Here is a 14,032-nt window from a genome sequence, read left to right as displayed (position 1 = left end):
ATGTCCGATCGCCCCTGGCACCGTTCACTGATCAAGACGGGCACGCGCCTGCTGCTCGGCAGCGCGCGCGCGCATTTCCAGGATGCGTTTCCGGGACTGTCCGTCGTGCGGGCAACCGTGGATGCGCCGGGTGAGGTTCGCTATCGCGGCGCTGCTGTCGCAGCGCTGTCGAGCGCCTCTGTCCTCCGAAGCCGATCCGGCGACACGGTGGCGATCGTCGGCTCCGGCCCCTCGATAGCCGGTAACGATCTTTCCCGTCTGCCGCCGCAAACTGCCATTCTGCTGAACGGCGCCATCAGCCTGTCGGGTCAGCCTGTCGCAGACGAGCTGGCCGTCGCCGTCGAGGACGAACGTTTCATCTGGCGGCACTTCGATCTCGTGAAGCAGCGTGTGAAAGACAATACGCCATGCCTGTTTTCCGTCGAGGTGTTGCGGGCTATTTGCGAGATAGACCTGGGGTTCCTGCGCGACCGGACCATCGTGCTGATCGATGATATCCGTAAACCCTACGGTGCAAGGCGGCGGCGGTACGATACGATCCAGGCCTTCGATTTCATTCGCAGGGATGCGGAGGTCAATGCCGGCCTTTCGTTCGACCCGGATCGCGGGGTGTTTCGTGGTGGCTCGGTTGCCGTGTCTGCCCTGCAGTTTGCTCTCTATTGTGAACCGAAGACAATCGGGCTGTTCGGCATCGACATATCCAACGCCCATCAGCCGCGCTTCTACGAGACCACCGGCGAAACCGCTTCATCCGGCATTGCGGACGCGGAAGCCCGCATCGTTGCGCATTTCGTGCTTGCCAAGTCAGTTGCGGCTGAGCGGGGCATCGAGATCGTCAATTATTCGCCGGTGTCGGCACTGGCCGGTGCCGGCTTTGGCTATAACGACCGCTTTTCGCCCAGCAGGCCTGCATAGACGGCGGCGATAGCGGTGGCTTCCTTTTCCAGCGCAAAATTGCTGCGAACATGGACGACAGCGTTCTGGCCCTGGCGGCGGGCCTCGTCGGGATCGGCCAGATAGGTTTCGATGGCTGCCGTGAGGGCAGGGCCGTCGCCGGCCGGAACGACCATGCCGGTCTCGCCCGGCACGATCATCTCGGCGTAGGCACCGGCATCGGAGGCGACGACCGCCGTCTGCGAGGCCATGGCTTCCAGCGGCGTCAGGCCGAAACCCTCATTGCGCGAAGGCGCCACGTAGAGCGTTGCGCGGCGATACCAGGGGCGGATGTCGTTGACTTCTCCCATGAAGCGGATGCGATCCGACAGGCCGGCGTCAGCGACGGCCTTGGTCAAACCGTCGGCAAATACCTTATGCTCCGGTGTCACACGGCCACAGACGATCGCCGTCCAATCGGGATGGTTGGGCAGCAGCTCGATCATTGCCTGAACGAAAAGATCCGTGCCTTTCTGGTGACGCACGCGGCCGAAGCAGCCGATCAGGTATCGGCCGGGGAGGTCCGTCGCGGCCATGCGGTCGGCCGGCCCTTCCGGCGGATGGAACAGGTTTAGATCGACACCGTGCTGGATGACAGTGTGGGGCACCTGCAGGAAGCTGCCGGAACGGGTGCTGGTGGCGATGACGGCGTGCATGCGGCGAATCAGAAAACGCGTGTAAGCCGAATGGCGCCGTTGCGCTGCCGATGTGAACAGCAGCTTGATCGGCATGCGCAACACAGCCCGCAACAGGAGGCCAAACAGCATTTCATTGTTGCGGCGGGCATGCCAGACGCGAACCTCGTAGCGGCGTGGCCGGACCCAGAGGCCCGGAACCTGGCTCCAGCCGAGTTTCGGCAGGTGCGGCGGCAAGCCTGGGCCGAGCGTTACGATGCGGGTGCCGAGCGCGACCTGCTTGGGAACGAGCTGCACGATGGTCGAGGTGACCCCCGACAATCGCCGCTTGAAATTCGGCGCGACGATCTCGGTCTCGCGCAGGTCCGCTGCCACCGGGCTCAGCCCCAGGTGATGGAGAGGATTTCGTAGGCCTTGGAACCGCCGGGGGCATTGACCTCGATGGAATCGCCGACTTCCTTGCCGATCAGCGCACGTGCGATAGGCGAAGATATGGAGATGCGGCCGGCCTTTACGTCGGCTTCCTGGTCGCCGACGATCTGGTAGGTCTTCTGTTCCTCGGTGTCCTCATCAACCAGTTTGACGCGGGCGCCAAACTTGACTGTGGTGCCGGACATTTTCGACAGGTCGATGACTTCGGCACGGGCCACAAGATCCTCGACTTCGCCGATGCGACCTTCGTTGTGGCTCTGGGCTTCCTTGGCAGCATGATACTCCGCATTTTCCGACAGATCGCCGTGGGCGCGAGCCTCGGAAATTGCCTCGATGATCCGCGGCCGTTCCTGCTGCTGGCGCCAGCGCAGTTCTTCCTGCAAATTGGCGAAGCCGCTCTGCGTCATCGGTACCTTGTCAACCATGTCTCTGTCCTTCAGTCCTATGTCGTAGCTGCCGACACAAAAGAAAACAGGTCCCGAAGGAAAACTTCGGAACCGTGCAATAGCCGCTATATGGGGCACTTATAACAGAATACGACCGCCAATTTCCAGAGAATTCGCACCGCAACGGTGCAAGTGCATGTGGTTCTTTTCGTTAGCCTGCTTATTTTACCGACATTCCGAAGCGGTCCGTCTTGACGATTAGCGATAGAACATATAGTGAACATGATATGAAAAAGTCGCTGAACGATCGTCTAGCCATTCTTTCCGATGCCGCCAAGTATGATGCGTCCTGTGCCTCCAGCGGTACCTCGACGCGCAGTTCGGCGAAGTCCGGCGGATTGGGGTCAACGGAAGGCTCCGGCATCTGCCATTCCTATGCGCCGGACGGAAGATGCATTTCGCTTCTGAAAATCCTGATGACCAACTTTTGCATCTATGACTGCGCCTATTGCGTCAACCGATCTTCAAGCAACGTCGAGAGAGCCCGGTTTACGGTCGAGGAGGTCGTCTGGCTGACGATGGAATTCTACCGGCGCAATTACATCGAGGGCCTGTTCCTGTCCTCCGGCATCATCCGCTCCTCCGACCACACGATGGAAGAGATGGTCCGGATCGCACGTGAGCTGCGGACTACGCATAATTTCCGGGGCTACATCCATCTGAAATCCATTCCGGAGGCGTCGCCGAAGCTGATCGAGGAGGCGGGGCTTTATGCCGACCGCCTGTCTCTCAACATCGAGCTTCCGACCGATGTCGGTATCACCCGTCTGGCGCCGGAAAAGAAGCCAGCCGGCATCCGCCAGGCGATGGGTGCGCTGCGGCTAAAGATCGAGGAGGCCAGCGATCCGACGTTGCAGAGCAAAAAGCGCAAGCGCTTCGCACCGGCCGGCCAGAGCACCCAGATGATAGTCGGCGCCGACGATGCGAACGATGCAACCATTCTCGGGACCAGCGCACGGCTTTACGGCAGCTACGGGATGAGGCGGGTCTACTATTCGGCATTCAGCCCGATCCCTGATTCGTCAAAGAACCTGCCGCTGATCAAGCCGCCGCTGATGCGCGAGCATCGCCTTTACCAGGCGGACTGGCTGTATCGATTTTACGGCTTTGGGATCGCCGAGATTACTGGCCAACAGGCGGGCGGCATGCTGGATCTCGATCTCGATCCGAAACTGGCCTGGGCGCTTGGCAACCGAAACGCATTCCCGGTCGACATTAACTCCGCTGAGCGCGAGACGCTGCTGCGCGTGCCGGGGCTCGGCACGAAGACGGTCAAGGCCATTCTGTCGGCCCGTCGTTTTTGCCGGCTTCGGATCGAGGACCTCGCGCGCCTCGGAGTGTCCGTGAAGAAGGTGCAGGCCTTCATCGTTGCCGAGGGCTGGAGCCCGCGAAAGCTGGCCGACCGGCAGGATCTTCGTGCGATGTTCGCGCCCAAGCCGGTACAGTTGACGCTGCTCTGATGGGTTCGGCAGCGATGCGTCGCGTAACGCTGAAGGGTAGGGGTGACTTGGCCGAATGGCGCGACGTGGCGCGGCGGCTGCTTGCGGAAGGTGTGTTGCCTGAGGCCATCGACTGGCACGAGGCCACGTTGGGCGGAGACCTGTTTGGCACTGCTGGCGAGCGCCTGTTGCTGGAGCCGACGGAGCGTCCATCAGGTTGCGAGGCGGGCGTCAGGCCTGCAGGCTCATCACCCGTTTCCGTGCCTCCGGCCTTCATCAGCCTGGCGGAGGCCGTGATCTGTCATTCCGATCCCGGTCGTTTTGCGCTGCTTTACCGCATCCTGTTTCGTCTTTGCAGCGACCGCCATCTGCTCGGCATGGTCGCGGATGTCGATGTTCACCGGGCGCTGATGCTGCAGAAGTCTGTCCGTCGGGACTGTCACAAGATGACCGCCTTTGTGCGCTTCAAGGAGGTGGATAGCGCGCTGGCATTGCCGCGGCGGCGCTTCGTTGCCTGGTTCGAACCGGATCACCATATCGTCGCCCGCAGCGCACCGTTCTTCCAGCGCCGGTTCAACGACATGGACTGGCTGATCGCCACGCCGCGCGGCTCGGCCGCCTGGGACGGCACCCAATTGACGATCTCCGATCTGCCGGTTGAGAAACCATCGCTGACAGACGAGGCGGACACGCTGTGGCGCACCTATTTCAGCAATATTTTCAATCCTGCACGATTGAAGGTGAAGGCCATGCAGGCCGAGATGCCGAAAAAATATTGGAAAAACCTGCCGGAGGCCGATCTCATTCCCGGTCTTATCGCCGGCGCCGAGGCCAGCGTGCTGGCGATGGCAAGGCGCGCGGCAACCGAGCCGCTGCCGTTTCACCAGAGGCTGCAGGCGGCCGCAGCTGCCGAGCAAATGCCCGTATCGGCGGCGCCAGCGGGCAGCATGGAAGGGCTGCGGGAGGCGGCCCGCCAATGCACCCGCTGCGAGTTGCACTGCCACGCCACGCAAACGGTGTTCGGTGAGGGGCCTGTCGACGCATCGGTGATGGTGGTTGGCGAGCAGCCGGGCGATCACGAGGATCTTGCAGGCCGCCCGTTCGTTGGTCCGGCCGGCAAGGTCTTCAATCAGGCGATCGACGATGCCGGCATAGACCGGACGACGCTCTACGTGACCAATGCCGTCAAGCATTTCAAATACGAACTGCGGGGCAAGCGGCGCATCCACCAGAAGCCGACGATGGGCGAGGTCCGCCACTGCCGCTGGTGGCTGGATGGAGAACGGGCCCTGATCCGCCCGAAACTGACCGTGGCACTCGGCGCTACGGCGCTGTTCGCACTAACCGACAGCCGGGAGAGGCTCGAGGATATGAGGGGCCGTCCGGTTCCGCTGGCAGATGGCAGCAACCTGTTTGTCACCGTCCATCCGTCCTATCTGCTGCGCATTCCCGACGCGGGGCGCAAGGCCGAGGAACTGGCGCGGTTTCAAGCGGAAATTCGTTCCATAAGCCGTCTCGTAGGGCAGGCGGAGGGCGCATCTTGAGTTCTCAGGGCACATAGTGATGGGTGCGCGGCAGGTTTTGCGGTTTGTAGTCACCCGTCTCTAGCCTTGTCCTGACGGATTCGTGCAGGAGCGCGCCTGCGGGGATCAGACGTGGATCGCTGCGGGGAATATACATGCCGTGAGCGTGTGCCTTTCGCAACGAGGATCGTGGAATCTCCCTCGGTATCCACTCCAGGATACGCCACGCGGCATTCATCGAATTGTGCAGCGGCCCGGTCGGTGAAAGAGGTTGATATCTTGGCATCTCCGGATCTTTGCCGAGAACGATCCGGTCTATGACTTCGTGCCGGTAATGGAGCCCGGTTGGTTCCGTCTCCCGGATCATCCAGTCGAGGGGTATCTTGATCTGAGCACTCTCCGTTTCGGGATAGCCGCCGCCGACATCGCAATGTACGCCCGCAAACCAGACTTCCATGAAATTCTGCTTCGACTTCGCGGTAGCAGAGTGACGGGCGTGATAGTCTTGGTCGGGTTTCCAGTACTCCGGCCGATACATCGTTCGCTTCTCATCGATCGCCAGCGCTTGCCGCACCCATTCGACGCTGGGATTAGCGTCCGTGAAGGGATGCGTTTTCATCTGCAGACGGCCGTGGCCAACTTCAAGCAGCGACGCTACCGTTTCGAAAAGACCGAGGAGCTTGATCGGCGGGTGGTCGTTGACGAGTGTTTTCTCATACAGGCGCATTTTGGCGAAGCGCGATGTTCCGTCCACCGCCGCGGCATCGCCGTCGGCGTTGACGCTTTTGTAGGTCCTGTATGCATAGTCGATGAGGTTGAGGTTGTATTTGCTCGTCAATCCGAAGGCGTGAAGGAAGCCGGCAAGAACGCGGGCGGTGTAGGCGCCACGGCTGAACCCGAAGATAAAGATCCGGTCCCGGTCAACATTCTGGCCATCCTCGACTGGTCCCGCATCATAGTTCTCGACGAGGAAGCGGTAGGCTTCCTTGACATTCTGATCCAGACCCCAACCCGTTGCCAAGCCCCAGACCTCGACTGTTCCACGCCACAGCGGGGACCAGCTGTCGTCGGCTCCGAAGGTGCCAACGCCGGGGTCGTACCGGACGATCTGGCGTGCTGAATGCTCGAGTGTGCCGAACAAGCGCAGAATGTTCGTACGGTCGTTCGATATCTCGTTCGAGGTACCGTCAAAAAGGATAACAATATTCTTCGACATTGAATTCCCCCTGAAGACTGGCCACGCTAGCGCGCCTTCAAGGAGAATGCAACTAATGGTAGATTTTGCCGATCAAAAATAGCTCTGCAGCGGCCGGACTTCGAGATTGCCGGCTTTCAGGGCCTGGATCGCCATGGCGGCGGCTTCGGCGCCGGCCATGGTCGTGTAGTAGGGCACCTTCTGCATCAGCGTTGCGCGGCGGATCGATTTGGAGTCCGAGATCGCCTTGTTGCTGTCCGTCGTGTTGATCACCAGCTGGACCTGGCGGTTGCGGATGGCGTCCTCGATGTGCGGGCGGCCTTCCAGCACCTTGTTGATCTTGGTCGTGGCGATGCCGTGTTCGGCGAGGAAGCGGGCCGTGCCGCCGGTTGCCATCACCTTGAAGCCCTGTTCGACGAGCATGCGGATGGCCGGCAGGACGCGTGGCTTGTCATCGTCGCGCACGGCCACGAAAACCGTGCCGCCGCGTGGCAGTTCGACGCCGGCGCCCAGCTGCGCCTTGGCGAAGGCGAGAGCGAAGTCGGTATCGAGGCCGATGACTTCGCCGGTCGAGCGCATTTCAGGGCCGAGCAGCGTGTCGACGCCGGGGAAGCGGGCGAACGGGAAAACGGCTTCCTTGACGGCAATGTGCTTGAGGTTGCGCGGATCGGGTTTTTCACCGTAGGCGGCAAAAGCTGCGTCAAGGCTTTCGCCGGCCATGATGCGAGCAGCGATCTTGGCAATGGGCGCGCCAATCGCCTTGGCAACGAAAGGCACGGTGCGCGAGGCGCGCGGATTGACTTCGAGCACGTAGACGACGTCGTCCTTGATGGCGTACTGGACGTTCATCAGGCCGACGACATTCAGCGCCTTGGCCATCGCCTTGGTCTGGCGTTCCAGTTCGTCGATCATCTCCGAGGACAGCGTGCGCGGCGGCAGAGAGCAGGCGCTGTCGCCGGAGTGGATGCCGGCTTCCTCGATGTGTTCCATGATACCAGCGATGAAGGCGTTCTCGCCATCGGCCAGGCAATCAACGTCGATCTCGATGGCATTCGACAGGTAGCTGTCGAACAGCAGCGGGTTCTTGCTGAGCAGCGTGTTGATCTGGCCGGTCTTGTCGTTCGGGTAACGCTGCTTGATATCTTCCGGCACGAGGCCGGGGACGGTATCAAGCAGGTAGCTCTGCAGCATCGATTCCGAGTGGATGATCTGCATCGCCCGGCCGCCGAGCACGTAGGATGGGCGGACCACCAGCGGGAAGCCGATTTCCGAAGCGACGACGCGAGCCTGTTCGACCGAATAAGCGATGCCGTTGTTGGGCTGGTTGAGGTCGAGCTTCATCAGCAGCTTCTGGAACCGGTCGCGGTCTTCGGCGAGATCGATCATATCTGGCGCGGTGCCGAGGATCGGGATGCCGTTCTTTTCCAGCGCTTCGGCCAGCTTCAGCGGAGTCTGTCCGCCGAACTGGACGATGACGCCGACGACTTCGCCGCTTTCCTGCTCGGCGCGCAGGATCTCGATCACGTCCTCGGCCGTCAGCGGCTCGAAATAGAGGCGGTTCGAGGTGTCGTAGTCGGTCGACACGGTTTCAGGGTTGCAGTTGATCATGATCGCTTCATAGCCGGCATCCTGCAGCGCGAAGGCGGCGTGGCAGCAGCAATAGTCGAACTCGATACCCTGGCCTATGCGGTTCGGACCGCCGCCGAGGATGACGACCTTTCTGGCCGACGTCACATTGGCTTCGGAGCGCGCTTCGCCGACGAAGGGCGTCTCGTAGCTCGAATACATGTAGGCAGTCGGCGAGGCGAATTCGGCAGCGCAAGTGTCGATCCGCTTGAAAACCGGACGCACGTTGAGGGCGTTACGCTTCTCGGCCACTTCCTTCGGCCGCTTGTTGGTGAGGGTCGCCAGGCGCGCGTCGGAAAAGCCCATGGCCTTCAGCATGCGCAGATTGACCGCATCGTCCGGCAGGCCATGTTCGCGAACACGGGCTTCCATGTCGACGATGGCCTTGAGTTGCGCGATGAACCATGGGTCGATCTTGCAGCCTTCGTGCACCTCTTCGGCGCTCATGCCCATGCGCAGCGCCTGGGCCACCATGCGCAGGCGGTCCGGCGTCGGCGTGCCGATGGCTGCGCGAATGGCGTTGCGGCTGCCTTCGCCTTCCTCGGTGCCGGGGATCTCGATCTCGTCGAGGCCGGTGAGGCCGGTTTCAAGGCCGCGAAGCGCCTTCTGCAGGGATTCGGCAAAGGTCCGGCCGATGGCCATGACTTCGCCGACCGACTTCATCGCTGTCGTCAGCACTGGCGAGGCGCCCGGGAATTTCTCGAAGGCAAAGCGCGGGATCTTGGTGACGACGTAGTCGATCGACGGTTCGAACGAAGCAGGCGTCGCGCCGCCGGTGATGTCGTTGTCGAGTTCGTCGAGCGTGTAGCCGACCGCGAGCTTGGCGGCGACGCGCGCAATCGGGAAGCCGGTCGCCTTGGAGGCCAGCGCCGATGAGCGCGAAACGCGCGGATTCATCTCGATGACGACGAGGCGGCCATCGGCCGGGTTGACGGCGAACTGCACGTTTGAGCCGCCGGTCTCGACGCCTATCTCGCGCAACACGGCGATCGAGGCGTTGCGCATCATCTGGTATTCTTTGTCGGTCAGCGTCAGGGCCGGGGCGACTGTGATGCTATCGCCGGTGTGGACGCCCATCGGGTCGATGTTCTCGATGGAGCAGATGATGATGCAGTTGTCCGCCTTGTCGCGGACGACTTCCATTTCATACTCCTTCCAGCCGAGCACCGATTCCTCGATCAGCACCTCCGTGGTCGGCGAGGCGTCGAGGCCGGAGCCGACGATCTCGAAGAATTCCGAGCGATTGTAGGCAATGCCGCCGCCGGTGCCGCCCATGGTGAAGGACGGACGGATGATGGCGGGCAAGCCGACGACGTCGATCGCCTGGGCTGCCAGAGCCATGGCGTGGCTCATGTAGCGCTGCTTGCGGTCCGTTTCGCCGAGGTTCCAGGTGTTTTCGAGGTCGTCAAGCGCTGTGTCCAGCTCGGCGCCGCTCAACCTGGACCTGACCTCGTCGCGCGCTGCTTCGTGGCGGTTGCGATCAAGTTCCTTGATGTCGGTGGCGTTGGCGAGCAGCGACTTCGGCGTTTCGAGGCCGATGCGGGCCATGGCTTCGCGGAACAGGGCGCGGTCTTCAGCCATGTCGATGGCGGCCGGCTTGGCGCCGATCATCTCGACATTGTAGCGGTCGAGGACGCCCATTCTCTTCAGGGAGAGCGCGGTGTTGAGCGCAGTCTGGCCGCCCATGGTCGGCAGCAGCGCGTCGGGGCGCTCCTTGGCAATGATCTTGGCGACGACTTCAGGCGTGATCGGCTCGACATAGGTGGCGTCGGCCAGATCCGGGTCGGTCATGATCGTCGCCGGATTAGAGTTGACGAGGATGACGCGGTAGCCTTCCTCTTTCAGTGCCTTGCAGGCCTGGGTGCCTGAATAGTCGAATTCGCATGCCTGACCGATGACAATCGGCCCCGCGCCGATGATGAGGATCGATTTAATGTCTTCGCGCTTCGGCATGATCTCTATCCATTTTCTGCGTGCGCCAAAAACCAGCCAGGTGTGTCCACCGGCCGGGCGCGCGCTCTGCATCTCAAAAGGCTAGAAGCGGCTTATAGGCAAATGTTTTTGCAAACGGAACCCCATAAATCGTCCAATCGACAGGATTCCGAGTGTGGCCTACCTTGCGGCGTGATCGGGCACCACCAGGACGCGGATTTCGCCGGGGCGGGCCGGCTGGCGGATGGCTTCGGCACCGTCTGTCATGCCGACGACGCGGGAGATGAGTGGTGCGACGTCGACGGCGCCCGAGGCAATGAGATCGGCGGCGCGCCGGTGGGTGAACGGGTTGATGAAGGAGCCGATGAATTTCAGTTCGCGGAACAGAAGGTCGAAGGGCTCAATCGGCACGGTCTGCCCCTGCGGCATGACGCCGAGGATGACAACGGTGCCGCCGCTCTTTGCCATGCGCGTCGATTGCTGCACCGTCTCGGCGACGCCGGCGCATTCGAACACCACATCGGCACCGCCGGGCAGCAGGCCATCCGGCCCCGATATGGCGGCGATGGGGTCGCTGAGGCCTGGATCGAGTGTCGCGGTGGCGCCGAGGCGCTCGGCAAGGGCGCGCTTGTCCTTGTGACGGGTGATTAGGACGACGCGGGTGGCGCCGGCCAACCGTGCCAGTTGCACCACCAGCAGGCCTATGACGCCGCCGCCGAGCACGACCACCGAGGCACCGGTTTCGATTTTCGCCATGTCGACGCCGTGCAGGCAGCAGGCGAGGGGCTCGCAGAAGGCGCCGTGCAGCGGGTCGAGCCCAAGCGGCAGTTCGAAGGCCTGGGTGACGGGCAGGATCGCGTAGTCGGCAAAGCCGCCATCGCGGTGGATGCCGATTGCCTGCAGCCGTTCGCAGAGGTTGACGCGGCCGCTGCGGCACTGGCTGCAGAGGCCGCAGGAAATGTTCGGATCGCAGGTGACGCGCATACCGGGCGCAAAGCCTGTCGTATCAGCGCCGACGGCCTCGACGATGCCGGCAAATTCGTGGCCCAGCGTGACCGGCGGTGCGGACGGGAATTCGCCGTGGAGGATATGGCGATCCGTGCCGCAGATGCCGCAAGCCTCGACGCGGACGAGCAGTTCGCCTCTACCGGGCACCGGCTTTTCGATCTCGCTGACGGTCAATTGGCCGACGGCGTCGAGACGTATGGCTTGCATCGATGTCTCCTCCCAGAGATATAAGGACTGGCGGGCAATGGGCGTCAAAAGCCTTGCCGCGTCAAGGCTATCTGCTGCTATTATAACTGAATTCTCGCCCGCGTTGGCCCCTCGACTTCGGGCAGCCGTCGGGTATGATCGAGCCAGCCGACGTCGGATCGGTAGCCTTGTGAGGTGCTGTACCATGACCCTCGAACCGCTGCTGTCGGCTTCGCCCGCCATTCACATCCATGTGGTTGCCGTGGTCACATCAGCGCTGCTCGGCGCCTACGTGCTGTTGCGGCGCAAGGGGACGTGGCTGCATCGGCTGCTTGGCAAGATCTGGCTTTTGCTGATGGCCGTCGGGGCGTTTTCCAGCTTCTTCATCCATGAGTTGAACGTCTTTCATGGCTTCAGCCCGATCCATCTTCTGTCGGTCTTCGTCCTCTATTCCTGCGTCCAGGCGATTGTCGCTGCCCGCCGGCATGACATTGCGCGTCATCGTCGTGTTGTCCTGGGACTTTATTTTGGTGGCATCGGGGGTGCCGGCGCCTTCACGCTGCTGCCGCACCGGATCATGAACGCTGTGGTCTTTACCGGTCACGAGACGATGCCCCTGCTGCTGCTGGTGGCGATGGCATTATTTCTTGCATGGGCCGCCTGGGGCGCCCCGAGCATTCCTGTCTGATGTGCGATGTTGGCCTTCGCGACTGGTCATTGGGCATGCGGCGGATATATAGGCTTTAACGGGATATCCGTGAGCGCAGCCGGGGAGACAGGTCATGGAATGGAAGGGACGTCGACAGTCCGACAATATCGAGGATGAGCGTGGCTCTTCAGGAGGCACCGGACCGCTTGGCGGCGGTGGTGGAGGTTTCAACTTTCCGGGCGGTGGCATGCGGCGGGCCGGCGGCGGCCTCAGCATTGGCACGATCGTCTTCCTGGTGGTGATCTACCTCATTCTCAAGGCGATGGGCATCGACATGCTACAGATCCTCAGCCAAGGCGACACCGGCAATACCGGTTCCAGCTACCAGCAGAGCAACTCGGCGCCGCAGAACCCGGGCAACGATGAAACAAAGGCGTTCGTCGCCACCGTGCTTGCCGAGACCGAGGATACCTGGGGCGGCATCTTCAAATCCATGGGCAAGACCTATGAGGACCCGAAGCTGGTGCTGTTCACCAACAGGCTGAACTCGGGCTGCGGCCTCGCGTCGACCGCGTCGGGACCGTTCTACTGCCCGTCCGACCGCAAGATTTATCTCGACATGGGATTCTTCCAGGAGATGAAGGACAAGTTCGGTGCTTCAGGCGATTTCGCGCAGGCCTATGTCGTCGCGCACGAAGTCGGCCATCACGTGCAGAACCTGCTCGGCATCCTGCCGAAGGCCGATCAGGCCCGCAGCCAGATGAACGAGGTGGACAGCAACAAGATGTCCGTTCGCATCGAGTTGCAGGCTGACTGCTTTGCCGGGATCTGGGGCAAGTTCACGCAGCAGAAGGGTATTCTCGACAATGGCGATCTGGAGGAGGCGTTGAACGCAGCCCAGCAGATCGGCGACGATACGCTGCAGAAGAAGAGCCAGGGCTATGTCGTGCCTGACAGCTTCAACCACGGCACGTCGGCGCAGCGTGTCAAATGGTTCAAGCAGGGTTTCGACAGCGGCAAACTGACCTCCTGCGACACGTTCTCGAACCCGGTCTGAGCGAACGCTCGCTGTCCGGTTTGGTATCGATAGAGGCCGGCATTGCAGGGATACTGCGACGCCGGCCTTTTGCTTGTTACGCGTATTTCATGGCATTGAGGTCCGACAGCAGCGTTGGGCCTGTTGGGCGCCAGCCGAGCGCTAACTGAGTGTGGGCGCTCGATGCGGGCATGTCCATGCCGACAAACATGCCCATCCAGCCAAAATGCTCCGACGCCTTTTCAGGTGCGATCGAGACGACTGGCACGTTGAGACCACGCCCAAGGGCTTCGGCGATTGCGCGGCTCTCGATGCCTTCCTCGCCAACAGCGTTATAGCGCGCTCCCCGTTCGGCCTTTTCGATGGCGAGCCGATAGAGGCGCGCGACATCCAGGAGATGGCCGGCAGGCCAGCGATTGCGGCCATCGCCAACATAGGCCGAGACGCCTTTCTGCCGCGCTATATCGAGCAGCGGCGTTATCAGGCCTTGTTTGTACGTGTCGTGGACCTGCGGCAACCGCATCACCGAGACGTTGATCCCCTGTTCCAGAAGCGCGTTGCCGGCAAACTCCGAGGCAATGCGTGGATTGGGATGGCTGACATCGAACACGTCTTCCGTGGCAGGCTCGCCAGGGCCGCGGCTACCGATGCCGGTGCCTGATGTGATGACCAGCGGCCGGTCCGAACCGGCAAGCGCCGATCCCAGTGCTTCGATAGCGCGTCCGTCTTTTGCGCAATTCTCGACAAATCGCGAGAACTCGTGGTCGAATGCAGCGTGGATGACGCCGTCCGCCTTTGCCGCTCCGCTGCGCAGGCTGTCGGTGTCCTCCAGCGTTCCACGGTGGACTTCGACACCCGCTGCAGCCAACGCCGCAGCACCCGCATCCGAGCGCGTCATGCCGATCACCTGATGGCCTGCCTTAAGGAGTTCGGGCACCAGGGCCGAACCAATGAAGCCGGTAGCACCGGTCAGAAATATTCGCACGATAGAC

General features: G+C 62.0%; 11 protein-coding genes. 5 read left to right on the top strand and 6 right to left on the bottom strand.

Annotated features, from left to right (window positions below; genetic code table 11):
• Entirely contained in the window at positions 1-915 is a 915-nt protein-coding gene (locus J5274_RS15745) for a glycosyl transferase (RefSeq protein WP_142829284.1), read from the top strand.
• Here J5274_RS15745 and J5274_RS15740 read toward each other — a convergent pair.
• Positions 879-1,931, bottom strand: coding sequence for a glycosyltransferase family 4 protein (locus J5274_RS15740; protein WP_142823611.1), 1,053 nt, complete (start codon positions 1,929-1,931; stop codon positions 879-881). The genes J5274_RS15745 and J5274_RS15740 overlap by 37 nt on opposite strands.
• Positions 1,932-1,948: 17 nt before the next feature.
• Positions 1,949-2,425: a transcription elongation factor GreA gene (gene greA / locus J5274_RS15735; RefSeq protein WP_142823305.1), complete on the bottom strand. Its 477-nt coding sequence runs from the start codon at positions 2,423-2,425 to the stop codon at positions 1,949-1,951.
• A 248-nt stretch (positions 2,426-2,673) separates the two neighbouring features.
• On the opposite strand from greA, the gene J5274_RS15730 reads away from it, so the two are divergent.
• Complete coding sequence (locus tag J5274_RS15730) at positions 2,674-3,906, top strand: putative DNA modification/repair radical SAM protein (protein WP_142823304.1); 1,233 nt, start codon at positions 2,674-2,676, stop codon at positions 3,904-3,906.
• A 14-nt stretch (positions 3,907-3,920) separates the two neighbouring features.
• Entirely contained in the window at positions 3,921-5,429 is a 1,509-nt protein-coding gene (locus J5274_RS15725) for a UdgX family uracil-DNA binding protein (protein ID WP_142823610.1), read from the top strand.
• Positions 5,430-5,433: 4 nt separating this feature from the next.
• Here the strand turns inward: J5274_RS15725 and J5274_RS15720 are convergent, their stop codons facing one another.
• From J5274_RS15720 to J5274_RS15710, 3 genes are all read right to left on the bottom strand, one after another.
• Entirely contained in the window at positions 5,434-6,624 is a 1,191-nt protein-coding gene (locus tag J5274_RS15720) for a DUF2235 domain-containing protein (RefSeq protein WP_219274670.1), read from the bottom strand.
• Between the two features lie 72 nt (positions 6,625-6,696).
• Positions 6,697-10,182 carry a carbamoyl-phosphate synthase large subunit gene (carB, locus tag J5274_RS15715; RefSeq protein WP_142823303.1) on the bottom strand — a complete coding sequence of 1,162 codons (3,486 nt, stop codon included), beginning with the start codon at positions 10,180-10,182 and terminating at the stop codon, positions 6,697-6,699.
• A 159-nt stretch (positions 10,183-10,341) separates the two neighbouring features.
• Positions 10,342-11,376 carry a zinc-dependent alcohol dehydrogenase family protein gene (locus J5274_RS15710; protein ID WP_219274669.1) on the bottom strand — a complete coding sequence of 345 codons (1,035 nt, stop codon included), beginning with the start codon at positions 11,374-11,376 and terminating at the stop codon, positions 10,342-10,344.
• Between the two features lie 184 nt (positions 11,377-11,560).
• Between J5274_RS15710 and J5274_RS15705 the strand changes: the two genes are divergently transcribed.
• Together J5274_RS15705 and J5274_RS15700 are read left to right on the top strand one after the other, a co-directional pair.
• Positions 11,561-12,043, top strand: coding sequence for a DUF2306 domain-containing protein (locus tag J5274_RS15705; RefSeq protein ID WP_142823301.1), 483 nt, complete (start codon positions 11,561-11,563; stop codon positions 12,041-12,043).
• Between the two features lie 94 nt (positions 12,044-12,137).
• A complete protein-coding gene (locus J5274_RS15700) occupies positions 12,138-13,061 on the top strand; it encodes a neutral zinc metallopeptidase (RefSeq protein ID WP_142823300.1) in 924 nt (307 codons plus the stop codon).
• Between the two features lie 76 nt (positions 13,062-13,137).
• On the opposite strand, the gene J5274_RS15695 is transcribed toward J5274_RS15700, so the two are convergent.
• Positions 13,138-14,025, bottom strand: coding sequence for an SDR family oxidoreductase (locus tag J5274_RS15695; RefSeq protein ID WP_142829286.1), 888 nt, complete (start codon positions 14,023-14,025; stop codon positions 13,138-13,140).
• Between the last annotated feature and the right edge of the window lie 7 nt (positions 14,026-14,032).

Origin of the sequence: Rhizobium sp. L51/94, from assembly GCF_019355555.1 — a bacterium.
Lineage (GTDB): Bacteria > Pseudomonadota > Alphaproteobacteria > Rhizobiales > Rhizobiaceae > Rhizobium > Rhizobium rhododendri.
This window is presented reverse-complemented; position numbering and strand designations above follow the sequence as displayed.

Coding starts and splice junctions, on each gene's coding strand:
- J5274_RS15745 (WP_142829284.1), top strand. CDS start 1: ATGTCCGATCGCCCCTGGCACCGTTCACTGATCAAGACGGGCACGCGC.
- greA (WP_142823305.1), bottom strand. CDS start 2,425: ATGGTTGACAAGGTACCGATGACGCAGAGCGGCTTCGCCAATTTGCAG.
- J5274_RS15730 (WP_142823304.1), top strand. CDS start 2,674: ATGAAAAAGTCGCTGAACGATCGTCTAGCCATTCTTTCCGATGCCGCC.
- J5274_RS15725 (WP_142823610.1), top strand. CDS start 3,921: ATGCGTCGCGTAACGCTGAAGGGTAGGGGTGACTTGGCCGAATGGCGC.
- J5274_RS15720 (WP_219274670.1), bottom strand. CDS start 6,624: ATGTCGAAGAATATTGTTATCCTTTTTGACGGTACCTCGAACGAGATA.
- carB (WP_142823303.1), bottom strand. CDS start 10,182: ATGCCGAAGCGCGAAGACATTAAATCGATCCTCATCATCGGCGCGGGG.
- J5274_RS15710 (WP_219274669.1), bottom strand. CDS start 11,376: ATGCAAGCCATACGTCTCGACGCCGTCGGCCAATTGACCGTCAGCGAG.
- J5274_RS15705 (WP_142823301.1), top strand. CDS start 11,561: ATGACCCTCGAACCGCTGCTGTCGGCTTCGCCCGCCATTCACATCCAT.
- J5274_RS15700 (WP_142823300.1), top strand. CDS start 12,138: ATGGAATGGAAGGGACGTCGACAGTCCGACAATATCGAGGATGAGCGT.